General features: G+C 67.3%; 18 protein-coding genes and 2 pseudogenes. 12 read left to right on the forward strand and 8 right to left on the reverse strand.

Annotation, left to right across the window (positions count from 1 at the left end):
* Window positions 1-1,119 carry a c-type cytochrome biogenesis protein CcsB gene (gene ccsB / locus BOSE125_RS16695; protein ID WP_159554399.1) on the forward strand — a complete coding sequence of 373 codons (1,119 nt, stop codon included), beginning with the start codon at window positions 1-3 and terminating at the stop codon, window positions 1,117-1,119.
* A gap of 232 nt (window positions 1,120-1,351) precedes the next feature.
* On the opposite strand, the gene BOSE125_RS16700 is transcribed toward ccsB, so the two are convergent.
* The 8 genes and pseudogenes from BOSE125_RS16700 to BOSE125_RS16735 all read right to left on the reverse strand — a co-directional run bounded on the left by BOSE125_RS16700 (window position 1,352) and on the right by BOSE125_RS16735 (window position 12,705).
* On the reverse strand, window positions 1,352-2,680 hold the full coding sequence (locus BOSE125_RS16700) for a cytochrome P450 (protein WP_159554401.1): 1,329 nt from the start codon (window positions 2,678-2,680) through the stop codon (window positions 1,352-1,354).
* 124 nt (window positions 2,681-2,804) lie between these two features.
* Window positions 2,805-3,305: a signal peptidase II gene (locus BOSE125_RS16705; RefSeq protein WP_159554403.1), complete on the reverse strand. Its 501-nt coding sequence runs from the start codon at window positions 3,303-3,305 to the stop codon at window positions 2,805-2,807.
* Between the two features lie 153 nt (window positions 3,306-3,458).
* Window positions 3,459-4,502: pseudogene (locus tag BOSE125_RS16710) on the reverse strand (heavy metal translocating P-type ATPase); the annotation flags it as partial.
* A 1,118-nt stretch (window positions 4,503-5,620) separates the two neighbouring features.
* A complete protein-coding gene (locus tag BOSE125_RS16715) occupies window positions 5,621-6,448 on the reverse strand; it encodes an enoyl-CoA hydratase-related protein (protein ID WP_159554405.1) in 828 nt (275 codons plus the stop codon).
* A gap of 2 nt (window positions 6,449-6,450) precedes the next feature.
* Entirely contained in the window at window positions 6,451-6,927 is a 477-nt protein-coding gene (locus BOSE125_RS16720) for a nuclear transport factor 2 family protein (protein ID WP_159554407.1), read from the reverse strand.
* A gap of 113 nt (window positions 6,928-7,040) precedes the next feature.
* Complete coding sequence (locus BOSE125_RS16725) at window positions 7,041-10,229, reverse strand: carboxyl transferase domain-containing protein (protein WP_159554409.1); 3,189 nt, start codon at window positions 10,227-10,229, stop codon at window positions 7,041-7,043.
* A gap of 44 nt (window positions 10,230-10,273) precedes the next feature.
* Window positions 10,274-11,872, reverse strand: coding sequence for a class I adenylate-forming enzyme family protein (locus BOSE125_RS16730; RefSeq protein ID WP_159554411.1), 1,599 nt, complete (start codon window positions 11,870-11,872; stop codon window positions 10,274-10,276).
* Window positions 11,869-12,705, reverse strand: coding sequence for an enoyl-CoA hydratase-related protein (locus BOSE125_RS16735; protein ID WP_159554413.1), 837 nt, complete (start codon window positions 12,703-12,705; stop codon window positions 11,869-11,871). The genes BOSE125_RS16730 and BOSE125_RS16735 overlap by 4 nt, the downstream gene beginning before the upstream one ends.
* Window positions 12,706-12,906: 201 nt before the next feature.
* Here BOSE125_RS16735 and BOSE125_RS16740 point away from each other — a divergent pair, with 201 nt between their 5' ends.
* From BOSE125_RS16740 to mmsB, 11 genes and pseudogenes are all read left to right on the forward strand, one after another.
* The gene (locus tag BOSE125_RS16740) at window positions 12,907-14,571 is read left to right on the forward strand and encodes a class I adenylate-forming enzyme family protein (RefSeq protein WP_159554415.1); all 1,665 of its coding nucleotides are present in this window, start codon (window positions 12,907-12,909) and stop codon (window positions 14,569-14,571) included.
* On the forward strand, window positions 14,568-15,293 hold the full coding sequence (locus BOSE125_RS16745) for a carboxymuconolactone decarboxylase family protein (RefSeq protein WP_159554417.1): 726 nt from the start codon (window positions 14,568-14,570) through the stop codon (window positions 15,291-15,293). Before BOSE125_RS16740 ends, BOSE125_RS16745 begins: the two co-directional genes overlap by 4 nt.
* A gap of 11 nt (window positions 15,294-15,304) precedes the next feature.
* Window positions 15,305-16,003 carry a TetR/AcrR family transcriptional regulator gene (locus tag BOSE125_RS16750; RefSeq protein ID WP_159554419.1) on the forward strand — a complete coding sequence of 233 codons (699 nt, stop codon included), beginning with the start codon at window positions 15,305-15,307 and terminating at the stop codon, window positions 16,001-16,003.
* A 658-nt stretch (window positions 16,004-16,661) separates the two neighbouring features.
* Window positions 16,662-18,200 (forward strand): IS1634 family transposase, encoded by a 1,539-nt coding sequence (locus BOSE125_RS16755; RefSeq protein WP_236558084.1) that lies wholly within the window; start codon window positions 16,662-16,664, stop codon window positions 18,198-18,200.
* 199 nt (window positions 18,201-18,399) lie between these two features.
* A pseudogene (locus BOSE125_RS16760) lies at window positions 18,400-18,609 on the forward strand (acyl-CoA dehydrogenase family protein); the annotation flags it as partial.
* A 38-nt stretch (window positions 18,610-18,647) separates the two neighbouring features.
* Window positions 18,648-19,406, forward strand: coding sequence for an SDR family NAD(P)-dependent oxidoreductase (locus BOSE125_RS16765; RefSeq protein WP_159554423.1), 759 nt, complete (start codon window positions 18,648-18,650; stop codon window positions 19,404-19,406).
* Window positions 19,407-19,457: 51 nt separating this feature from the next.
* Window positions 19,458-20,609, forward strand: a complete 1,152-nt coding sequence (locus BOSE125_RS16770; protein ID WP_159554425.1) for an acetyl-CoA C-acetyltransferase — start codon at window positions 19,458-19,460, stop codon at window positions 20,607-20,609.
* A gap of 97 nt (window positions 20,610-20,706) precedes the next feature.
* The gene (locus tag BOSE125_RS16775; protein WP_159554427.1) at window positions 20,707-21,483 is read left to right on the forward strand and encodes an enoyl-CoA hydratase/isomerase family protein; all 777 of its coding nucleotides are present in this window, start codon (window positions 20,707-20,709) and stop codon (window positions 21,481-21,483) included.
* 117 nt (window positions 21,484-21,600) lie between these two features.
* On the forward strand, window positions 21,601-22,737 hold the full coding sequence (locus BOSE125_RS16780) for an acyl-CoA dehydrogenase family protein (protein ID WP_159554429.1): 1,137 nt from the start codon (window positions 21,601-21,603) through the stop codon (window positions 22,735-22,737).
* Window positions 22,738-22,792: 55 nt separating this feature from the next.
* Entirely contained in the window at window positions 22,793-23,905 is a 1,113-nt protein-coding gene (locus BOSE125_RS16785; RefSeq protein ID WP_159554431.1) for an enoyl-CoA hydratase/isomerase family protein, read from the forward strand.
* Window positions 23,902-24,885 carry a 3-hydroxyisobutyrate dehydrogenase gene (gene mmsB, locus BOSE125_RS16790; protein ID WP_159554433.1) on the forward strand — a complete coding sequence of 328 codons (984 nt, stop codon included), beginning with the start codon at window positions 23,902-23,904 and terminating at the stop codon, window positions 24,883-24,885. Before BOSE125_RS16785 ends, mmsB begins: the two co-directional genes overlap by 4 nt.
* Window positions 24,886-24,903: the final 18 nt, after the last annotated feature.

Here is a 24,903-nt window from a genome sequence, read left to right on the forward strand (position 1 = left end):
ATGCAACCCATTAACTATCAGTTGGCCGGCTACAGCGACCTGTTCATGCTCATCGCCGCGCTGGTCTACGCCGCCGCCTTCATCCTCTTCGCCCTGGACCTGGCCACCTCCTCCAAGACCATCCGCGCCCTGGAGACCGATCTGGCCCGAGAACGCGACATCGACACCACCGACACCACCGAATCCCCGGTACTCCGGGAGCACCTGGTGGGCGCCGGGGGCGGGAGTTCGGCCCGGGAGGCCGGGACGGGCTCGACGACGGTCCCCGGCGCCCGCCCGAACCGCACCGGCGCCGACACCGGTGCCGACGGGAGCGAGCTGGTGGATGAGGACATGGACTACCTGGGCACCACCGCCCGCCCGGTGGCCAACGTCGCGGTGGCGCTGATGGTCATCGCCGCCGCCCTGCACGCCTTCGCCGTGATCGCCCGCGCCGTGGCCGCCTCCCGGGTGCCGTGGGGCAACATGTACGAGTTCTGCACCACCGGCGCGATGCTGGTCTCCGTGGTGTACCTGCTGTTCCTGACCCGCAAGGACATCCGCTTCCTGGGCACCTTCGTCGCCGGGCTCGTGGTGATCATGATGGCCGCGGCCACCATCGGCTTCCCCACGCCCATCGCGCACCTGCAGCCCGCGCTGCAGTCCCCGTGGATCATCATCCACGTCTCCATCGCCGTGCTGGCCTCGGCCCTGTTCACCCTGACCTTCGCCATGAGCATCCTGCAGCTGCTCCAGCATCGCCGCGAGGCCAAGGCCCGCGCCGGCACCACCGGCGGGTTGGTCTTCATGCGGCTGGTGCCGTCCGCGCTGAGCCTGGAGAACTGGTCCTACCGCATCAACGCCGTGGGCTTCGTGATGTGGACCTTCACGCTGATCGCCGGCGCCATCTGGGCCGAGGCGTCCTGGGGCCGGTACTGGGGCTGGGACACCAAGGAGGTGTGGACCTTCGTGATCTGGGTGGTCTACGCCGGCTACCTGCACGCCCGCGCCACCCGCGGCTGGACCGGGGACCGGGCGGCCTGGCTCTCGATCATCGGCTACTCCTGCATCGTGTTCAACTTCACCATCGTCAACACCTACTTCCCGGGCCTGCACTCCTACGCCGGCCTGCCCTCGTAGGGCAGCGGCGAACCATACCGGTGAGGCCCACCCCTGTCGGGAGGCGGATCCGGTCCGGGGCCGGTCCGCTGGCGCGGCGGCCGGGACAGGATCAGCGCGGTGAGCAGGTGACCGGGGTGAAGCCGGCTAACAGCACCGAAATGGCGACTAGTTTCTGATCAGCGACGACCGGCCCCCCGGCGCGGCACCACAGGCGCCGGCCCTGGGCGGTGGGATCCGAGGACGTGCCAGTTCAGTCGTGGCGCACGGTGAAGTGCGAGGAGAACGGGCTCAGTGTGCCGGACAGCTGGCTGGTGTCCAGCGGTTCCTGGGCCGTGAAGTCGTGTTGGCGCAGCAGTTCGCCCAGCACCAGGGACGAGGTCAGCAGGACCACGTTGCGGCCCGGGCACATGCCGGGGCCGGCGCTGAAGGGCACCAGCGGCCAGTCGCTGTCCTCGCGGTCCTGAGACCACAGCTCTGGGCTGAAGCGGTGGGCTTGGGGCAGGTTCTCGTCGTCACGGTGGAAGAACGGGGCGTAGATGACCAGCGCGGTGCCCGGTGGCAGGGTGCCGTTGCGCCAGTGCGTCGCCGCGGTGCTATCGCGCAGGATCAGGGGGGTGGTCGGCCACAGCCGGAGGGACTCCAACACGGTGGCGCGCAGGAACGGCAAGTCCGGAGCGTGGGCCATCTCCGATCGTGCCGTCTCGACAGCGCCCGGATGATTGGTGAGCAACGACAGGGCCCGGAACGTGGCCCAGGCCTCGGCGTCGAAGGCGAAGAGCCACTGCGGGACCTGCTGGTGGGGGACGGCCTCGTCCGGGGCAGGGGTCTGCGCGACCAGGGCGGCCAGGCTGCCGGGCTCGGCCAGCTCGATGTAGTGCTGCAGTCGGCGCAGGAAACGTTCACGCAGGCGGCGGTTCTGCGGCATGAGGTACGAGAAGTTGCCGCGCTGACGCAACCGGCGCAGGTCGTCGGTGACCTGGTCGTCATCGCGGGCGCTGGCGCCCAGCACGATGCGCCGGACCAGGCGCCCCCACATCACCGCGAAGGCCTCCCAGTCCAGGGTGCCGGTGAAGTCCACGTGACCCAGCAGCGCGGAGACCTCTTCGGTGATGACCTTCGTCATCGCTGTGGCATGGCTGTGGACGGGGCGCGGGGTTTCCAGGACCTGTTCGTTGAACGGACGGCGTGAGAGCCGTTGCTGCGGGGTCGAGACGAGGGCGCCGGCCGGCTCGAAGTGGTTCAGCGCCCCGCGCTTTTCCAGCGTGGCCGGTGAGAAGGGGGTGGGGCTGTCGTTGAGCACGCGGTGCACATCGGCGGGGTCCAGCAGCAGCGCGATCCGGCGGCCCGGGATCCGCAGCTGGACCGGGCCGGTGCCGTAACGGGACCGCAGGCGCTGCATTTCGGCGACGCCGGCGGCATCGGTATCGAGGCGTTCGGCCAGGCCGACGGCTGTCGGCCTGCGCACGATCGGCCCCTTGACCACCGGGCCCAGGAGCACCCGGGTCAGGACGCGGAGGTGGTCTACCGCGCCCAGGGTCGGCACTTCTGCTTCATCGCCGCTCCGCGTTGTACGAGGCATGCCCCCAACCTGTCACACCGTTCCTGCCCAGACAAGACATCCCTGTAGCCCCATCCGACGCCCACGGGCTGGCTCCGTGGGGTTGCCGGCCGCTGCAGGGGGCGCAGGGGCGTCCAGTTGGCGGTTACTGTGGGGCTTCTGCGGTGTCGCGGTCGGGACTCGTGGCGGTCAGCAGGGCCACGGTCAGCATCCCGCCGACGATGAAGATGTCCGCGATGTTGCCGATGAACCAGTTCCCGTAGGCGATGAAGTCCACGACGTGGCCTTGCCCGAACGAGGGTGGGCGCAGGAGCCGGTCGCCCAGGTGGGAGGTCACCGCGCCGCCGAGGCACCCGATCACGATGGCCCAGAGCACGGTACGGACCCGGAGGGTGAACCAGATCGCCGCGGCGACTGCCACAGCTGAGATGATGGTGAAGATCCAGGTCGCGTCGGTGCCGAGTGAGAAGGCCGCGCCGGGGTTGTAGGCCAGCTGGAGCCCGAGCAGGTCCCCGAGGAGCGGGACTCGCTCCCCCGTGGACAGGTTGCTCTCCGCCCACCACTTGGTCCCCTGGTCCAGGACCGCTACGCCGGCCCCGATCGCAATGGTCAAGAGCACCAGGGGGTACCTGCGCTGGTGGTTCATTCGTGTCCTTTCGCGATGCGCCCGTTTCCCGGCGACTCAGTGGATCTGCTGCCCTCCGCGCGACCTGTGGAGTCACTGGAGGGTTCCGGATGGCCCGACATGTCAGCTCCCACCGTGCCTGCGGAGTCTCTGTTCCGCAGGCACGGTGGGAGCTCATCCCACGGTGGCGGGCTGAGCCTGCCGGTCAGCAAGGGGCTCCAGGGTGGTGCGCCGGCTGGCGGCAGCGCGCAGGCCGTTGAGGATGACGATGACCTCGGCGACCTCGTGGACCAGCACCACGGCGGCCAAACCCAGGACGCCGGTGATAGCCAGCGGCAACAGGACGGCGATGATCAGCAGTGACAGGACGATATTCTGGTTGATGATGGCCCGACCGCGGCGGGCATGCGCCAGGGCCTGGGGGATCAGGCGCAGGTCGTGGCCGGTGAAGGCGACGTCGGCGGATTCGATGGCCGCGTCCGAGCCGGTGGCGCCCATGGCGATGCCGACCTCGGCGGCGGCCAGGGCGGGGGAGTCGTTGATGCCGTCACCGATCATCGCGGTGGGGGCGGTGCCGGTCAACTGGCGGACGGCGGTGGCCTTGTCCTCGGGGCGCAGTTCGGCGCGCACGTCGCCGATGCCGGCGTCGGCGGCGATGGCCCGGGCGGTGCGGGCGTTGTCGCCGGTGAGCATCGTGATCCCGATGCCCTGGCCGGTCAGGGTGGTCACGACGGCGGGGACCTCGGGGCGCAGCTCGTCCCGGACCCCGATCGCTCCGGCCGGCGACCCGTCGCGGTGGACGATAACCACGGTCATGCCCTGCCCTTCCAAGGCCTGGACATCTTCGGCGATGGACCCAGGGTCCAACCAGCGGGGGCTGCCGACAGTGACCGGGGCCCCGTCGAGGCGGCCGGTGATGCCGTGCCCGGCGGTCTCGGTGACGGCCTCGGCCGCAGGCGCATCAGGGGCGGCGGCGGTGATGGCCGCGGCCAGCGGGTGGGTGCTGTGCTGCTCCAGCGCCGCCGCCCAGCCCAGCACATCCTGCTCAGAGGCGTCTGCGGTGGTGAGCACGGCGGTGACAGTGGGCTGATTGCGGGTCAGGGTGCCGGTCTTGTCCACGGCGAGGTGGCGGACCCCGCCGAGGCGTTCGAAGGCCGCCCCGGACTTGATGACGACCCCGAACCGGCTGGCCGCGCCGATCGCCGAGACCGGCGGAAGGAGCCTAAGCAGGTGGCTCCGAACGACAATAACGGTGGCTCCGAAGACAGCAAATGCGTCAACCGGCCACCGGCTCCCAACCCCAATACGAGTGGACCTCAGTACTCCGAATATTCATGGAGAGAGCCGTGCTTCGACGACACAGGGATTCCTGACCGGGCAGGACGCGCGATCGCAGGCCTGGGGAACGTGTCCCCGGGTGGAAGAAGGAAGAATCGATGATCCGGTTCGGTGGATACCAACGTCCTAGGGGACGGATGGGGGTGGCGCGCGCGGCGGTCTGGTCGAGCTCGTCCTCTGCGTGAGGGCCGCTGCCGGGCGCGACCAATTGCCGGCAGGGGTCGTCTGCAGCCCGCCAGAGGGGGATCCGCCGGGAATCGGGTATCCACCACCACGGACCGGATCAGCTTCGGTGTACCGGTACCTCTGTGCACCTGACTGTGGGCGCACGGGCCGCCGATCGGCATTGACCGGCGAGTGCTCCCGCCTGAACATCGCGTGGACGATCATCGGCAATCCGTGGAACTACTGGCCTGACTGGCCGATGCCTGCGCGCTGGCATGGTCCTGGAGTGGTGGCAGACGCGCGGCCAACGGGTACTCGCGTGACCGCGGCGATGCCGACGTCCGGTTGGTGCGTCCACGAGTCGAACAGCTCAACCGGAGTGGCAGTCGACACCTCGGTTCCCAGAAGCCAGGTCACTGCCTGAGAACGGCGACGTCTACGGCGGCCCCCAGCGTGACTGCCATGACCGGCCACGCAGAACTGGGGACCAAATGGCGTCTGTCCGAGCTGTGCCGTAGAACGTTCTGCCGCGACGGGAATCCCGGCGTGCGCACCCCCAAACAGGTCGGAAGCGGTGGCTTGGGACGGGTGGCCGCAGGGCGGCGGCGCTTTGGGGACTGAGCCCCGCCCTGCTGACCGATACCCCTCAGTGTGTCTCGGATCGACGCGAGCATCACGGGGCCAGGCCAGGACTGCCCCGGGGCATGACCGTGCCTGCGCCGTGGCCTAAGAGTCAACTGATCGCTTTTCCCGCGAGGGAATCGGGGGAGAAGACGGTGACGGGTTCCGGTGCGATTTCATCGCGCCGGAACCCGTCACCGGAAAAGCTGTGGTCAGCGTCCAGACCACACTGGTTTGCGCTTCTCCGCGAAGGCCTTTGGCCCTTCCTTGCTGTCCGCGGAATTCGCGTAGGCCTCGATCGGCTCGAACCGCGTCGCGAGAGCCACTTCCAAGGGGTACCCTGCTCGCTCGAGGGCAGCGTGCTTGGCGGCCTGCACGGCCAGGGGGGAGGCCGCGCAAATCTTCTCAGCCCAGGCGGCAGCAGCTGCCTCGAGCTCTTCACGCGAGGTCACCTCGTTGACGAGGCCGTACTGCAAGGCATCCTGGGCGCCCAGTCGCTCGCCGGTGAGGATCATGGCCATGGCGATGCGATGGGGCAGCTGGCGGATGGCCCGGTGCACGACCCCGCACTCCCCGATGATCCCGGCCTTGGTCTCCGGCAGCCCGAACTGGGCGGTGTCTGCGGCGACAATGATGTCGGCGCACATCGCGAGTTCGAAACCACCTCCGAGGGCGTAGCCGTGGACGGCCGCGATGAGAGGCTTCTTCAGCTTAAGCAGGGGGCCGCCGATTCCGGTGAGCCCACCCCCCAGGGCCAGGCGGGAAGCGTGCGCCTCTGGTCCACCGCCGACGTCCGCTCCCGCGCAGAAGGCCCGGTCTCCTGAGGCCGACAAAACGGCCACCCAGATATCAGGGTTGTCGTTGATCTCCTGCCACGCCTGTTGGAGCCGCAGGTCCAAGTCGTGGGAGATCGAGTTGAGGGCCTTGGGCCGGTTCAGGGTGAGGTGCGCGACGTGTCCCTTGACCTCGAAGAGCAGCTCCTGCGCGGTGTCCTGCCCCGGGGTGCCGGTGCCATCCGGTTGAGTAGTAGTCGTGGACATGTTCAGGACCTCCGCGCAATCATCGTCTGGTGCTCGGGCTTCGTGTGGAAGTCGATCGTGCCCGCATGCTGCAGCTCCCGGCGCTTGAACCGCCAGCCCTGCGGGGTGCGGACCATCACGTCGTGGTACTGCCCCAGCACGTAGCCATCCGGGCGTTCGCGCTGGTAACGGTGCCATGCCAGAAGGCCTGAGCGGACCCTCGCCGTGTCCTCGTCCTCAAAGTCGATCTTGATGTTGGAGACGTGGTGGCTGGTGCCGGTGAAGAAGGTGCCCACCCCTTCGAGCGTCTCCCGGTACGCGTCGATGCCCTCGGCTCCGAATCCGGGGCCGTAGGCGACGTAGCAGTCATCCGTGAACAGCTGGGCGAGTTCATCGGTGTAATTCATGTCCAAGAAATACGCGTAGTCGTACAGCGTGTCCTTGATCGCGTCCTTGTCCAGCAGTTGCTGGATGGCTTCCTGAGTCGGCTCCGGCCTCATGTCTTCTCCTGAGTTCTTGGGCGCCGATGCTGGGCGCCCCGGTTGTCAACGTGAGTGTAAATCTACAGTGGTGTTGATTGGGAATCAAGGCTTCGTGAATACGCGGAGGAAGGTCACCAGGTGTCGATTCGACGCCGCTGAGCGGGCTCGTCCGAGCAGTCGGCGGTGGCGGTCAGGACATGGGTGATCCACGAGCGTGTTTCGGCGGGGTCGATGACGTCGTCGATCTCGAAGACGGAGGCCGCGTTGATCGCTTGTCCGCGCTGTCGGTACTCCTCGGTGAGGCGGCGGAGTTCCGCATCGCGTTCCGATCCGGTGGGGATGGCCTGTAGCTCCTTCCGGTAGCCCAGGCGGGCGGCGCCCTCGGGTCCCATGGCGCCGATGTCCCCGGTGGGCCAGGCCACGATGGCGTCCGGGGTGCGGAAGCTCCCTCCGGCCATAGCCTGTCCGCCCAGTCCGTATGATCGCCGGATCACCACACAACAGAAGGGCACCGCGAGGTTGGGTGCGGCCACCAGGAGCCGGCTCACATGGCGCACCGTGGCGCGGGTCTCGGACTCGGGGCCCACCATGAACCCCGGGGTGTCGCACAGGCTAAGGACGGGGAGATCGTGGGCGTCGCACAGCTGGAGGAACCGGGCCATCTTGTCTGCCGCGTCGCTGTCGATGGCGCCGCCGTTCACCCGACCATCATTGGCGATGATCCCCACGGGACGGCCCTCGATTCTCCCCAGGATCGTGAGGGCGGCGCGTCCGAATCCGGCACGCAGTTCCAGGGTGGAGTCCTCGTCACAGAGCACCTCGATGAGCCGGCGGATGTCGAAGGAGCGCCGCGGCTGCTCGGGCACCAGGTCCCTCAGCAACCGCTGGTCGGCACTGGACCACCTTGTCGAGGGACCTTGGAAGTAGCCCAGGTACTTCCTGGCCGTCCTGGCTGCTTCCCGCTCGTCCTGGACGAGGACATCCACCACGCCGTTGGGCACCTGAACGGAGACGGGGCCGATCTCCTCTGCGGTGAAACTGCCCAGCCCCCCGCCTTCGATCATGGCCGGTCCTCCCAGGCCGATGTTGGCATCCTTGGTGGCGATGATGACGTCACAGGCGCCCAGCATGGCGGCGTTGCCGGCGAAGCATCGCCCCGAGGCGATGCCCACGGTCGGGACCAGTCCGTTCAGCCGTCCTAGGGCCGTGAAGGTTCCCAGGTCCATACCGGTGGCTCGCGCCTGGTTGTCCGTGTCCCCGGGGCGCCCGCCACCGCCTTCGGCGAAGATCACCACGGGGGTGCCCCGGCGTCGGGCGAGGTCGAGTATCCGCTCGGCCTTCCGGTGGCTTTGCATCCCCTGCGTCCCGGCCAGCACCGTGTAGTCGTAGGCCAGCGCGGTCACCGGGACAGGGTCCCGACCGGCAGTGGCGCCCACCGAGCCGACGGCCGTGACCAGCCCATCGGCAGGAGTGTGGGTTTCCAGGTCCTCCTGTGAACGGCGGGCCCGCTGGGCAGCGACCACGAGCGAACCGTACTCGTGGAAGGCGCCGTCGTCGAAGAGCTCGGCGAGGTTCTCCCGGGCCGTCCGTTTGCCGAGGCTGTGGCGTTTCGCCACGGCCTCGGGCCGGTTGCCGTCCGTGGTCCGGGCCCGGCGGGCGAACAGGTTCTGAAGATCATCCCGCGTGCCGGTGGCGGGAATGGCGGCGGGAACCTCCGGCTGCTCAATGGCTTCAACCCCACGTGATTCGACGGTCAGGAGATGCTGTCCTTCCCGGACCGAGCTGCCGGGGAGGACTTGAACGTCGCACACCGTCCCGTGGGCTGGTGAGGGGATCTCCTGCTCCATCTTCATGGATTCCAGGACCATCAGGGGCTGTCCCCGACGCACCCGAGCACCGGGGACCGTGAGCACGGAGACCACCGTGGCCTGGGTCGGGGAGGCCACGGTAATCCTCTCCCCCTGGTCGACATCGTCCTGGACTGGGGCCAGCAGGGCATCGAGAAAATCGGACGTCGTGGTACCGCAGCGCACCTCCTCCATGGACAGGAGGCGGTCCAGGAGGGGGAGGTTGGTGTGGGGCCCCTCGATGCGGAAACCGGTCAAGACCTCTCGAAGTTCGTCCATGACCTCATGCAGGGACGAACCCTCACGGTGCACGATGACCTTGCCCAGCAAGGGGTCGTAAACGCGGTTGACATCCATGCCCTCAAAACCGTGCGTCTCCACCCGGATCCCCGGACCCGAGGGGGCCTCGAAACGGCTCACCCGGTCGGGGCCCCCGGGCTCCACAGTGACCCGGGCCTCGACCGCGGTCCCGCGAACGGTGACGGTGTCCGCGGGGTCCAGACCGCACTCGGCCAAGGAGGCGCCGGCGGAAATCCGTAATTGGGTGCGCACCAGGTCAACGCCCGTCACCTCTTCAGTGATGCCGTGCTCCACCTGCAACCGCGGATTGGCCTCGATGAAGAAGTAGGCCCCGGGCTTGTCGAGGTCGACGAGGAACTCGACCGTGCCCAGGCCGCGGTACCCCACCGCGCGGCAGAGCTCCACGGCCGAGGCCTGCATCGCAGTGCGCAGATCCTCGGTGAGGAAGGGGGCCGGAGCGATTTCGATCATTTTCTGGTGCCGGCGCTGGATGCTGCAGTCGCGGTCCCCGAGGTGCACCACGTTCGAGCCGTCTCCCACGACCTGCACCTCCACGTGGCGTGCCCGGGGCACATAGCGCTCCACGTAGACGTAGGGTCGACCGAAACTTCGTGCGGCCTCCGACCGGCACCGTTCCAGGGCTGAGGGTAGATCCGCCGGCTCCTGCACGATGCGCATGCCTCGTCCGCCCCCGCCGGCCACGGCCTTGACGATGACCGGCGCCCCGTCCAACGAGGCCATGAACTGTTCAGCCTCCTCCACGCGTGCCACCACTGCGGTCGCGGGCAACACCGGCACCTGCACCCGCGCGGCGAGTCCGCGGGCGGTGCCCTTGTCCCCAAGAAGGTCGAGGACCTCTGGGTCGGGTCCCACGAAGGCCAGGCCCGCCTCGGCGCAGCTGCGGGCGAACAGCGGGTTCTCGCTGAGGAATCCGTAACCCGGATGCACCAGATCGCACTGAGCGTCCAGGCCTGCCTGCAGCACGGCGTCGATGTCGAGATAGGCGGCCACTCCAGCGGCACCCAGCGACCGTGCCTCATCGGCGGCGCCAACGTGGGCCGAATCTGCATCGTCGGTGGCGTAGACGGCCACGGTGCGCAGGCCCAGGCCGTGGGCTGCGCGGATGATGCGCAGGGCCACCTCTCCCCGGTTGGCGATCAGAACTGCGGGCATACCCGCCTCCTTCTGGTCGGACGGGGTGAGAGTCCCGTCCGGCTTCACTTGAGTTCGCGCGCGAGGACCCGCCCGCTTCCGGTGCGGGGGAACTCTGCGTGCACGCGCACCAGATCGGGGACCCCCCGCTTGCCCAGGTGCTCCCGGCACCATGCCAGGAAACCGTTTTCGGACCAGGCGGCGCCGGGGATGACGTGGGCCACAACGACGGCGTCCAAGGTGGGATCCTCTTGGGCGGTGATGGCGACATCGTTGACCAGCGGGCAGGCCTGTAGGTCCAGCTCCAGGGCGTAGGTCGAGAGATTCTCCCCGCCCCGCCGGATGATGTGCATCGCCCGGCCCCGGAACTCGAACCGTCCGTCGGAACGTCTCACCATGACGTCGCCGGTCCGCAGCCAGCAACCGTCAACGATGGTGCGCCCCGTTTCCTGAGGATCTGCGTGGTAGCCGAGCATCAGGGTCTCTCCCGGGATGCCTCGAACCCACAGCTCGCCCGGCTCCCCGTCCCGGGCATCGCTTCCGTCTTGAGCAACCAGCCGGACTTCGTCCACGCCGAGGAAGGGACGGCCGATAGTTGCGCGGTCGTCCGTCTCCCAGACCGCCCCGCCGAGCACACCGGTGACGGATTCCGTTTGGCCGTAGATCTGTCGGGTCTGCACGCCGGGGACCAGTTCATCCCACGCGTCCCAGTCGCTGCGGCTGAGATTCATCCCGTACTGGATCAGACGCAACTGGCCGGGATCGACCGGGCCTGCCGCGTCCATGGCCTTGTGCAGAGCCATCCGCATGGGCGGAGCCACCATGGAGCTGACGGTGCTCCCGGTCCAGCGGGCGGCGGAGAAGTAATGGGTCGCGCTGAACCGGGGAACGACGCTGATCGACCCACCGGTCACTAGGGGCGGAGCACACAGGTAGAGCTGGGCGTTCGTGTGGAAGAAGGGGGAGCACAGATAGTGCCGATCCTCGGAGGTGAAGCCCGAGTTCCGTGCCATCCGTTCACCCGACATCACATAATTGCGGTGAGTGAGTTCAACCAGCTTCTGGCGTCCACTGGTCCCTGAGGTCGGCAACCGTCCGGCAATCATCTCCGCCGTCGGGTCCTGCAATGGGAGCGTCCCCAGGCGATGGTCGGCCAGGGCCCCCGTCGGGTCCCAGAGGGCCTCTTCCGGAGTGACCACGAGTTCGGTGGGGACCCCCGTACGTCGGATGGCCTCGGCGATGATGGGGCCATTGGCGGTTGAGGCGATGGCGAGAAGCGGCTGGGTGGCGACGAGAACTCTCTCGAAGGCCAGCCGGCCAGCGTCGGGATCCATCACCTGGACGATGCCCCCGTTTCCGGGGACGGCCAACCACAGCGATATCAGCAGTGGACAGTTGGGCAGGGCTACGAAGGTGCCCGCCTGGTCGCTGATGCCTGCCGTTGCTAGGCGTCGCCGTAGCACATCGACCGTCTCGGCGAGGCCCTGCCAGGCCATGCGTCCGTAGGTAGCCGGTTGCGCGACGTCGCGCAGGAAGACCAGGGCGTCCTGGCTGGCGCGCTGGGTCGACCAATGCTCCAGGTGCTGCAGCAAAGTGCGGCCCGAGGTCAGGTCGTAAGCCCGCGCAGCGGTGGGCGCGACAGCTCCAGGTGCGTGTTTTGTCATGTCAACGGCCTTCCAGCACGTGCGATCTCCGTCGTCGATGGACCTCTGAACGACGCGATGACCGGCTTGAGACCTTCTTGGCCGATGCGTTCCCGTAGCTCCAGGACCGAGGGAGACAGATGCAGCAGGGCGTCCATCTCGCTCACCGAGGAGGCAGCCTGTCGCACCCCCATGGCTTCCATGGCCCGGTTGATCGAGAGCTTCTTGATGGCCAGCACCTCGGAAGGAACCTGCGCGATCCGCTCGGCCAGGGCCCGTACCGTCTCGAGCAACTGCTGCTCAGGCACGGCATGATTGGCCCAGCCCCACTCCACGGCGGTGCGGCCGTCGATATGGTTGCCTGCCACGAAGGCAAGTTCCTTGGCGCGCTTGGGTCCCACGAGCGGCGCCCACGTAGGGGCGATGTACCCGCCGCCGATGGCGATGGAGGGTTCGCCGATTCGAGCGTCTTCGGCCACGATGGTGATGTCGGAGTAGACGCACATCTGGGTTGCTCCGGCCAGGCAGTACCCGTGCACGGCGGTAATCACGGGTTTCGGGTGGTCCCAGATCGCCAGCCACCGCTCCAGGTTCTTCTGCAGCCGGGCTCGATCAGCCACCGGGTCGGCCGCTTTAGGCGTGCCCACCTGGCCGATGTCGAAGCCGGCGGAGAACCCCTTGCCCTCGCCGCGGATCGCCAGCACGGGTCCGCCTTCTTCACGCAGTCGTTCGAGTGCCGCGCTGAATTCCTCCAGCATCTCCTGACTCATGGAATTTGCCTGATCGGGGCGGTCCAACACGATCCATGTCAGCGGACCCTCATGTTCGATCCGGATGTGCGTCCCAGTGCTCATTTCGCTTGCTCCAGTGCTCCGGCCACGTGTCTGGCATTCGGATTAGGCCGGCGGTCATACTCGCCGGCGCTTGATTGATCTGGTGGCCCAGCCTATGGAGCCGAACCAAGGGCGTCAACCCTAATGTTGACGCCACGTCAACTCATACGTTGACGACAAGCGTGACCCATGTCATAGTAAATTCTGTGAAGGAGGCTCGCCATGAATGATGATGAAGAACTCGCCATGTGGAGTGAGGTAATGCCCCTAGGTGATCTGCTGGTGCGTTCCGCCCACCAGGCACCCGATCGTGATGCGCTGGTCCTGCCCGGGCAGCGTTACACGCATGCAGAGCTGTTCGCCCGGGCGGTCGGGGTGGCCCGCAGCCTGTTGTCTCTGGGGGTGCGCCGCGGGGACCACGTGGGGATCCTGGGCCACAACGGCATCGAATTCATCGAGAGCGTCTTCGGGGTTGCTCTGATGGGGGGAGTGGCCGTTCCTGTCAATGCTCGGCATCGGACCGATGAGCTCGACCACATCGCCGAGAACGCCGATCTGGTCGGTTTCCTTACGCTCGGCTCATCCCCCGGGGCCTATCTGGACTTCCCGAATGTCCTGGCCCAGGCCTTGGACGGCCTGGATGCACAAACCGATGTGCAGAGTCTGCGTCTCCCCCGCCATCCTCGGTTGAGGTTCGTCGTCGCCATGAACGGTGAGGCCGGACCGGGCCTGATGAGCCGGAGTGAGTTCGACGAGTTTGCGGGACGGACCGACTTGATGCAGGTCCACCGCTCCCGGGCCTCCGTGCGCGTCCGAGACGCCGCGATGCTGCTCTACACCTCCGGCACCACGGCCCACCCCAAGGGGTGCGTCCTCAGCCATGAGGCGCTCACGCGGGGTGCTGTGCACCGTGCTCGCCATCGCTACGGCGCCGGTGGCCCTGACGTTACCTGGGGCGCTGGCCCCCTCTACCACATCGGAAGCCTGAGTCCCTTCCTCGGCTCGATCGGCGCCTGCGGCACTTACGTCACGGACACGTATTTTGATGTCGACCGGGCGGTCGACCTCATGGCACAAGAGGGAGTCACGGTGGCGTTCCCGTGGTTTCCGGCCATCATGCAACCCATGCTGGATCACCCGCGGTTCGACGCCCGGGCGCTGCCGCACCTGCGGTCCATCCTCGTCATCGGCCCCCGCCCCCTCATCGAACAAGTGCAACAAACCTTTCCACACGCCGAGATGCTCGCGGCGTGCGGTATGACCGAGGCAGCTGGGATCTACGCACTCAGCGATCGGCTGGAGAGCGTTGAGGAACGCTCGGAAGCTCAAGGCAAGGCGGTCCCCGGTATTGAGCTGCGCATTGTGGACATCGCCACCGGTGAAGACCTTCCCGACGGGCAGATGGGAGAGATGCTGATCCGCGGATACTGCGTGATGACGGAGTACTACCGCGACCCCGCCAAGACGGCCGAAACCCTCAGCGCGGATGGGTGGTTACGCACCGGAGACCTCTACAGCCGCACCCCTGACGGGAGAGTGGTGTTCCACGGTCGCCTCAAGGACATGCTCAAGATCGGTGGCGAGAACGTGGCCACTATCGAGATCGAGTCCTTCCTATGTCGCCACCCCGCAGTCCGCATGGCCTCCGTGGTGGGGCGCCCGGACAGTCGCCTGGATGAAGTGGCGGTCGCCTTCGTGGAAGTGGAGCCAGGTCAGCACCTCACAGAAGACGAACTTCTCGATTTCTGCCGAGGAAAGATCTCCAGCTACAAGATCCCCGCCGAAGTGCACTTCCTCGGAAGTGAGGAGTGGCCGATGTCGACCACCAAGATCAACAAGCGAGGATTGCGCGCCCGCCTGGAAGACTCCAAGGTCGGTTCCGCATGAGTCCTGGACTTAGTCTCGAGCAGCTCAGGGAAGACGCGGAGTTCCTGCTGCAGGGGGCACCCCCCGGCAGTCCCCTGCCGCCACTGACGGCGGCATTCATCCAGTACGCCACGAGGGTGTCCGTGTCCGTGCTGGATGTGGACGCGGCCCGACCCTTCGCCGAGGAGTGCCTGGACCACGGGGCCACGCCCGAACAGCTGCACGAAGTGCTCACATTGGTGGCCGGCCTGGGAGTGCACTCCTTCATGGAAGGCTCCCAAAGTCTGGTCGAGCTCGCTCAGGAACGGGGGATCCATCCGGCCACCGAGGCTCAGGCTGCTAGCGAACTGGTGGAGACGTGGACGGGGGGAGGGGCCTACTGGGAAACCTTTGACGGGTACGTTCCCGGGTTCCTGGACGCGCTGGCCCAGAGTTCACCCTCGGCACTGGAAGGCTTCATGATGATTGGAGCCCTCCCAGGGAAGACCCGCACCGTTCCTGCCGTGACCAAGGAGCTGATCTCCATCGCCGTGGACGCCATGCCCATGCACCGGTACATGCCGGGATTGGCCCTGCACGTTCACAACGCTCTTGAACTAGGGGCTGGATCCACGGAGATTCTCTCAGCCATCGACCTGGCTAAGGCAACTCCGGGCCACCGGGGCGTCCCGGCCCGCGGCGCCGCGGCGGCTATGACTCAGCGCCCCTCCACCGCTGCTCAAGCGGCCATAACGAACAGGTAGTATCGAAATCTATGTCGAAGACAGCAACCCGGGCGGCCAGCAGCGGAATGAGCCAGAGGCGAGAGCTGGCCATCAAGGAAGGCAACTCTGCCTACCTCAAGAAGCGTGCCGAACTCCTTAGGACGGCTGCCGAGGTCTTCAATGAGCAAGGGTACGAGTCCACGACCCTGAATGACGTCGCCGATAGGTTCGGCACTGACAGGGCCAGCCTTTACTATTACGTGGCCAGTAAGGAAGAGCTCTTTCAGGAGGTCTTCCAGAGCTCGGTGCAGGGAGTTCTCGAGGACAACCTCAGGGAAGCTCAACGAATTGAACGCCTTGACGTCACCGCTCGAGAGAAGCTTTCCCTGCTTCTCCAAGTGCAGTTGAACTCCTATGCAGAGAACTATCCTTATGTGTATATATACATAAGCGAGGACATGGGGAAAGTGGCTTTTCAGTCAACCCCCTGGGCCCAGGACATGCTGGCGAAAACCAGGGCCTTCACGTCAATAGTCCGGCAGATCTTGGAGAACGGCGTCGAGGAGGGGGAATTCCGTTCGGACGTCCCCCCCGCGCTGATGTCTCGAGGGTTCTTCGGCATGATCAACTGGACTCACCGGTGGTTCAATCCCAAGACCGGTGCATACTCTGCCGAACAAGTAGCACGGGGCTTCTCGCAGATCTTCTTCGACGGCGTCGCTCCCCGCCCCGGCGACAGCCCGGCGTAGGAGAGCCCGACCGCGGCTTGATACCCGGTGCAGGGAGAAGCCCTCAGTGGGGGCACTGAGCGCTTTCGGCGAACAGGGGCATCCGCGTTGAGCCACCTCCGGTGCCCCTGTAGGGGCCACGCATTACGGGCCGTGCGCGCTTATTGCCCGGCCCCACCCCTCTGCCCCGTGTCGCAGGGGGGCTCGTCTGATTGGCCGGTCTGACAGTTGGGGCCTGACCGCCAAGCTCACGCCTACCCCTCCCATGAACACCGCAACAGACGCGCTGGCCCGCCTGCGACGCGCCCGACATGGCCACGGCATCGTCCGGTCCTGCACCCCGGCGGTCAGGTCTCATAGGCACGGGATCCTAGTGTGGCAAGCTGCGGGCCCATTGCCGACTGAGCGATTGCAGCATGCCCGGTCACTGTCGGGGACCATCTCCGTGGCCGGTCGCCGTCACCGGCTATAGAAAAATCGAGGGATGACCTCTCGATCCGGCCGCATTTGTCCGCCAGTCAACTAAAGCGTTGACAAGATGGCGGTCCGGCATCAGTATGGAACCCGACTTGGCTCACTCTTCGGTGATTCGGTCGCTTTGGGCTCATAGTTCCGCGTGATTCCGGGGTTCTTGGTCGCGGGGTGGGGCACTAGCCGGGGTGGTTCTAGGCTGTTGAGGGTGTACATCCGGCAGGTGAAGACGAGCTCCGGGGCGACCGCGGTGCAGATCGCGCAGAAGCGCCACGGCAAGCGGGAGATCCTTGAACACCTCGGGTCGGCCCACGACGAGGTGACCCTGGCCGCGCTGGAACAGGTGGCGCGGGAGAAAATCCAGGCCGGGCAGATGGCTTTCGACCTCGACCTGCACACCGATGACACCACCACGGCCCCCGCCAAAGGCGTGGATGCCGGTGGCGGGCTGGTGCTGCACGGGACCCGACCCAGGGTGCTGTGGGAAGTGCTGGAGCAGGCCTACGAGAGGATCGGATTCACCGGCGCCGTGAACGACGAGGTCCTCAAGCAACTGGTGCTGGCCCGGGTGATCGAACCAACCTCGAAGCTGGACTCTCTGCGGGTGTTGGCCGAGCTGAACGTGGAGAACGTGCCTTCCTATGCCACGCTCAAGCGCCATCTGGCCCGCTGCGTTCCTGACAACTGGCGGGACCTGCTCTCCTCGGCGGCCTACCGGTTCGCCGCAGACGGTGGCGCGGTCAGCGTGTGCCTATACGACGTGACGACCCTGTATTTCGAGGCCGACGAGGAAGACGAACTACGCAAGTCAGGGTTCTCCAAAGAACGCCGGATCGACCCCCAGATCCTCGTCGGACTGCTGGTCGACCGGCACGGGTTCCCGCTGGAGCTGCACTTCTTCGAGGGCAACAAGGCCGAGACCCGGACCATGATCCCCGTGTTGGACGCCTTCCGGGATCGCCACCAGGTGCAGGACATGCTGGTGGTGGCTGATGCCGGCATGCTCTCCTGGGCGAACATCCAGGCCCTGGAGGAGGCCGGATACCAGTACATCGTCGGCTCGAGGAACGCCAAGGCCCCCATGGACCTGGCCAAGACGTTCGCCACGACGGGCAACCACTTCGCCGATGGCCAGGTCATCGAGACCACCACTGAGTTGAAGAAGGGCACCGAGTCCTCACGGCGGCGCGCGGTCTGGCAGTACCGGCTGGCCCGCGAACACCGCGACCGGCGCAACCACACGTTGCAGGTCCAGCGGGCCGAGGACATCGCCGCCGGCCGCAAGGCCCAGCGCAAGGCTCGGTTCCTAACCACGGGCCAGCGAAAGTCCCTGACCGTGGACTATGAGGCGGCCAAGGCCGCCGAGCAGCTCTTCGGGCTCAAGGGCTACGTGATGAACACCAGCATGAAGGTACTCTCCGGGGCCGAGGTCGTGGCTGCCTATCACTCACTGTTCGAGGTCGAGGCCTCATTCCGGATGGCCAAATCCGACCTGCGGGCCCGCCCGATCTTCCACCACACCCGGGATGCGATCGAGGCCCACCTGACCATTGTGTTCTGCGCCCTGGCCGTAGGCCGACACCTCCAGACGGCCACCGGAATGAGCCTGCGCCGGATCATCAAGACACTCCAACCCCTCCGAGAGGGCCTGGTCGAGATCAACGGGACCATCGCCACCATCCCCGCAGCCCTCACCCCCGAAGCCAAGGAAATCCTCAAGACCCTGCCCGAAAAATCAGGGCACTAGGAATGAGCCAAGTCGGGAGGGATGACCTCTCGATCCGGCCGCATTTGTCCGCCAGTCAACTAAAGCGTTGACAAGATGGCGGTCCGGCATCAGTATGGAAGGCGTCAGTACCCAATCAGTACCAATGTTGCTGACTGCGGGTGAGAAGCACCGACCCGGGCGAACCAAAGCAGGACGAGGAGCCTTCGGCGTGTCCCATGCAACCCTGGCCAAGGCCACCACGACCTCGCTGGCACAGGAATCCGCCGTTGCGGGCCGGGTCCTGATGGGAGGCAATGGCATCCTGTCCGGACACGAAATGGCCCGGCTCTTCAACGACGTCAAGATCTTCTACACCTACGAGGGCACCTACGAGATCAACGCCCTCATCGTGGGCCGAGCTGTCACCGGCGTGTCTGCCTTCGTCTGAGCGCTATCCTTCCCCACCCCTATAGATAGGAACCCTTCATGGACATCAACAACTCTTCGGCTCTGGTCACCGGCGCTGCTTCCGGTCTGGGCGCGGCGACCGCTGCGATGCTCGCCGCCCGCGGCGTGCGTGTGATTGGTGTCGACCTGCCCGCGGGTATCAGCAAGGCGCCGGCCGTGGAGGGCGTCACATATGTGCCCGCGGACGTGACGGATGCTGAGCAGGTGCGTGCCGCGGTCGCGGCCGCCGGCGAGGCCGGGCCGCTGCGCATGGCGGTGAACTGTGCCGGCATCGCTCCGTCGGCCCGGATCCTAGGGCGGAATGGCTCCCACGATCTGGGAATGTTCGAGACCGTGGTACGGGTCAACCTCATCGGGACGTTCACCGTGATGACCCTGGCCGCGGAGGCCATGGCACAGACTGATCCCGTCGATGAGGACGTGCAGCGTGGGCTGATCGTGAACACCGCCTCGGTCGCCGCCTTCGAGGGCCAGGTCGGCCAAGCGGCCTACGCAGCGTCCAAGGGCGGGGTGCACAGCCTGACCATCACCGCCGCTCGCGACCTGGCCAGTTTCGGCATCCGGGTGAACACGATCGCCCCGGGCATCCTGGAAACCCCCATGCTCGCCACCGTCGGCGAGGACTACCGGGCCGGCCTGGCCGCCGGGGTGCCCTTCCCTGCCCGGCTCGGCCGGCCCGAGGAGTACGCCCAACTGGTGGGCTCGCTCCTGGACAGCGACTACCTCAACGGGGCCACCGTGCGCCTGGACGGTGCCCTGCGCATGGCCCCGCGCTGAGCCATCAGCGCCCGGCAAGACAACACACCATCACGTACCTGGAGGAATCCCATGACTGAGGCCTACATCATCGACGCGGTCCGCACCCCCGTCGGGCGGCGCGGTAAGGGACTGGCGGGCGTGCATCCGCTGGACCTGGCGGCGGCGCCGATCGCCGAGCTCGTGGGACGCCAGGACATTGACTCGGCGGAGTATGACGAGGTGATCCTGGGCTGCATCGACCAGCTGGGCCCGCAGGCCATGGACATCGCCCGTAACGCCTGGCTCGCGGCCGGACTGTCCGAACACGTCCCCGGGACGACGGTGGAGCGCCAGTGCGGGTCCGGCCAGCAGGCGATCCATTATGCCGCCCAGGCGGTGATGAGCGGGACGTCGGATCTGGTCGTGGCCGGCGGGGTGCAGTCGATGTCCGCGATCCCGCTGTCGGCGTCGAATCGGGCTGGGGCCGGGTTCGACGACCCGTTCACCGGGTCGGCGTGCTGGGCCGACCGGTACGGGGGCCAGGAGATCTCCCAGTTCCGGGGCGCGGAGATGATGGCCACCCAGTGGGGCTTCCCCCGGGATCAACTGGAGGAGCTGGCGGTGAGCTCGCACGAGCGGGCCCTGGCCGCCCAGCGGGATGGTCGCTTCGAAAAGGAGATCGTGGCGGTGCCGGGGGCCCCGCAGGTCACCGCCGATGAGGGGCCACGTGCCCCGGACCTTCAGAAGATGCGGTCGCTGGATCCAATCATCCCCGGTGGGCTGCACACCGCGGCGACCGCCTCGCAGATGTCCGACGCCGCCGCGGCCCTGCTGATCGCCTCGCCGGCCGCTGTGGAGCGGTACGGGCTCACGCCGCGGGCGCGGATCCACCACGTCTCGGCCCGGGGCGATGATCCGGTGATGATGCTCTCGGCCCCGATCCGCGCCACAAAGTACGCCCTGGCCAAGACCGGGATGTTCCTGGACCAGATGGACGTGATCGAGATCAACGAGGCCTTCGCCGCCGTCGTGCTGGCCTGGCAGCGGGAACTGGACGCGGACATGGCCAGGGTGAACGTCAACGGCGGGGCGATGGCGTTGGGGCATCCGATCGGGGCCACCGGCGCCCGGCTGATGGTCTCGTTATTGCACGAGCTCGAACGGTCCGGGGGCCGGTACGGGCTGCAGACCATGTGCGAGGGCGGCGGTCAGGCCAACGTCACCATCATCGAATGCCTCTAGGGTCTCTCGTCGGGCGCGGCAGGCGCCGCCGTCGCGGCCCCGACCGCGCGATCGACATCGACCACTTACTCGACCAGAAGAACAGCAAAGGAAGACCGTGACACAGACTGAGAACACCCTGGCCGTCCGCGTCGAACACCGTCCCGGCGTCGTGCGTCTCGTCCTTCAGCGTCCCGCGGAGGGCAACGCCCTGAACCTGCAGATGGCCCGCGAGGCACTGACCGCCCTTCGCGCGGCCGAGGCCGACCCGAACGTCTACCTGCTGACACTGACGGGGGAGGGCCGGTTCTTCTGCGGCGGTGGCGATGTCAGGAGCATGGCTGCCCGTGAGCCCGAACTGCGACCGGAGTTCCTCAGCACCCTGGCCGAGGCCGCGCACGAGCTGGCCCTGGCCATGACGCAATCCCGGCTGCTCATCCTCGCAGGTGTCAACGGCATCGTGGCCGGCGCAGGACTGGGTCTCATGCTCAACTCGGACTGGGTCCTGGTGACCGAGGACGCGCCCTTGATGGCTGCCTATGCCAGGATCGGCCTGACCCCGGACACGGGCGTGTCCTACTGGTTGCCCCGGCTCGTCGGTCACCAGCGTGCCGTCGACCTGACCCTCGGGGGACGACGGCTCACCGGCTCCGAGGCCGTCGACTGGGGACTGGCGAACCGGTCCGTGCCGGCCGCAGAGTTCGCCCAACGACTGACTGAGACGGAGGACCGCTTCCTCCATGGCGCCCGGCACGCCCTCTTCCCCACTAAGCAGCTATTGCGCAGCGAGCATGATGGGTACGAGGCGCATCTGAAGGCCGAGTCCGCGAAGATCGCCGAACTCTCTGGCCACCCAGATTCGATCGAACTTGTGGACCGATTTGCTGGGAAGTGACATCCCACCACGACGCTAACCACCTGCCACCTAACAGCACCTACGTGCGGCAACCCGGGCGGAACCATCAAGCGGCATGCCCTCGTCGAACCTGCCCAATGAGGAAGGACTGCAGTCATGTATCAGATCACCGAGGACCAGCAGGCACTGGTGGAAGCCGTCCGCGACTTCGCCACTGAGAGGATCGCTCCGCACGCGCTGGAGTGGGATGCCGAGAAGCACTTCCCGGTCGACGTCCTCGCCGAGGCCGGTGAACTCGGCCTGGGCGGCATCTACGTGGACGAGGAGCATGGCGGCGCGGGGCTGGACCGCAAGGACGCCATCCTCATCTTCGAGGAGCTGTCCAAGGCCGATCCGGCGCTGGCGGCCTACATCTCCATTCACAACATGGTCGTCTGGATGATCGACAGCTTCGGCACGGACGAGCAGCGCGCCCAGTGGGTACCCACCCTGGCCTCCATGGAGCACCTGGGCAGCTACTGCCTGACCGAGCCCGGCGCGGGATCGGATGCCGCGTCGCTCACCACCCGGGCCGTGCGGGACGGCGACGACTACGTCCTCAACGGTGTCAAGCAGTTCATCTCGGGTGCCGGCACCTCCGAGTACTACGTGGTGATGTGCCGGACCGCGGACACCGGGTCCAAGGGCATCTCCGCGCTCGTGGTCCACAAGGACACCCCCGGGCTGTCCTTCGGTCCGAACGAGAAGAAGATGGGCTGGAACACCCAGCCCACCCGGCAGGTGATCTTCGAGGACGCCCGTGTCCCGGTGGTCAACCGCCTGGGTGCGGAGGGCGACGGGTTCCACATCGCCATGAAGGGCCTCAACGGCGGTCGCATCAACATGGGGGCCTGTTCCCTCGGGGGCGGCCAGGCGGCATTGGAGAAGGCGACCGTCTACCTCAAGGAGCGCACCGCCTTCGGTGCTCCGCTGACCACCAAGCAGTCCCTCGTGTTCGACCTGGCGGACATGGCCACCGACCTGGAGGCAGCCCGCACGTTCCTGATGCGGGCGGCCGACGCCCTGGAGCGCAAGGACCCCGACACCGTGCGGTTGTGCGCGATGGCCAAGCTACTGGCCACCGACACCGGGTTCGAAGCGGCGAACAAGTCGCTGCAGCTCCACGGCGGCTACGGCTACCTGCACGAGTACGGCGTGGAGAAGATCGTCCGGGACCTGCGGGTCCACCAGATCCTCGAGGGATCCAACGAGATCATGCGATTGATCGTCGGCCGCATGCTGGTCGACGCCTGAGACAGTGCCCCGGAGAGCCGGACCGGCACCGATCCGACTCGGAGGAAAGGAAACCATGAGCATCGACGCATCGTCGCCGACGTCATCGGCGCAGCCGACCGAACCCGAGGTGATCGTCCGCAGGGCCGGTCACCTGGGCCATATCGTCCTGAACCGGCCGAAGGCCCTGAACGCCATCACCCCCGGCATGGTGGACACCGTCCGTGCCGCCCTGGACGAGTGGCGCCAGGACGACGGCGTCCGGACCGTCCTCGTCTCGGGCGCCGGCGAGCGGGGGCTGTGCGCCGGCGGGGACATCGTCAACCTGCACCGCACCGTGACGGAGGGCCACCCGCAGGACGCCGACCACTTCTTCGACATCGAGTACACGATGAACGGGGAGATCGCGGACTACCCCAAGCCCTTCGTGGCGTTCATGGACGGGATCGTCCTGGGTGGCGGCGTGGGGATCTCCGCCCACGGTTCCCACCGGATCGTCACCGAGCGGACCCGGCTGGGCATGCCGGAGACCGGCATCGGCTTCTTTCCCGACGTCGGCGGGTCCTGGCTGCTGGCCCGCGCACCCGCCGGGTTCGGCACCCACATGGCCCTGACCTCCCAGCACGTCACCGGGGCGGACGCCCTCGCCCTGAGCTTCGCCGACCACTTCGTCCCCTCGGAGTCGCTCGGGGACCTGGCCCGCGCACTGGAGACGCAGGAGGCACACGAGGCGATCACCGCCGTCGCCGTCCAGGCCCCGGCCGCACCCCTGTTCGAGCACCGTCGGTGGATCGAATCCGCTTACGCGGCGGCCACCGCGGAGGAGATCGTCGCCGCACTCGAGGCCGACGGAGACCCGGCCGCCGTCGAGGCGGCCACACAGATCCAGGCCAAGTCGCCGACGTCGGTCAAGGTCACCCTGGAACTGGTCCGCCGGGCGGCGCAGATGTCATCCGTCCACGAGGTGCTGGACCAGAACCGCCGGGTGGCCTACCACCTGATCCGCAGTGACGACATGAGCGAGGGCATCCGCGCCCAGCTCGTGGACAAGGACCGCAACCCCCGGTGGAATCCCGCCACCCTCGAGGACGTGCGCGACGAGGACGTCGCCCGGGTCTTCGCCGGGGCCGACACCGACCACTCATCCAGTACCCCCGCCGTTACGGCCCTCAAGGAGACCTTGTCATGACCGAGACCACCGACACCCCTGGCAATACCGGCGCGTTGCCGGACATCGCCTTCATCGGACTGGGCCACATGGGCGGCCCGATGGCCGCGAACCTCGTCAAGGCCGGATACCGGGTCACCGGCTTCGACCTGGTGCCGGAGGCCCTCGACCAGGCCCGCGCCGCCGGCATCGGGATCGCCGGTTCTGGGCCCGACGCCGTCCGCGAGGCCGACCTGGTGATCAGCATGCTGCCCGCCGGACGCCACGTCCTGGACGCCTACCAGGGCAAGGACCGATCCGATGGCGGAGAGCCCGTCGAGGGCCTGCTGGCCGCGGCGCGGCCCGGGACCCTGTTCATCGACTGCTCCACCATCGCGGTGGAGGACGCCAGGAGCATGCACGAGATCACGACGGCGGCCGGGCACCGGTCCCTGGACGTGCCCGTCTCGGGCGGCACCGTGGGCGCCGAGGCCGGGACCCTGGCCATGATGGTCGGTGGGTCCGCGGAGGACTATGCCGAGGCCCTGCCCGTCCTGGAGGTCGTCGGGCGCCGCGTGGTGCACTGCGGCGAGGCCGGTGCCGGACAGGCCGCCAAGGTCTGCAACAACATGATCCTGGGCGTCTCGATGATCGCGGTGTCCGAGGCCTTCGTGCTGGGGGAGAAGCTGGGCCTGAGCAACGAGGCCCTGTTCGACGTGGCCTCCAACGCCACCGGCCAGTGCTGGGCGCTCACCACCAACTGCCCGGTGCCCGGCCCCGTGCCGACCTCACCGGCCAACCGTGACTTCATGCCGGGATTCTCCGGGGCACTCATGGCCAAGGACCTCGGCCTGGCCCGGCACGCCATCGAGTCCACCGGCACCCAGAGCCGGATGGGCCTGCTCGCCGAGGAGATCTACGCGGCGTTCGGCAAGGGCGAGGGTGCCACCAAGGACTTCTCCGCGATCATCCAGCAGATCCGCGACCACTCCGACGCAGTGTCCAGCCCTCCCGGGGCCTGACCGCGACCGCGCCCGAAC

This window comes from Citricoccus sp. K5, from assembly GCF_902506195.1.
Classification (GTDB): domain Bacteria; phylum Actinomycetota; class Actinomycetes; order Actinomycetales; family Micrococcaceae; genus Citricoccus.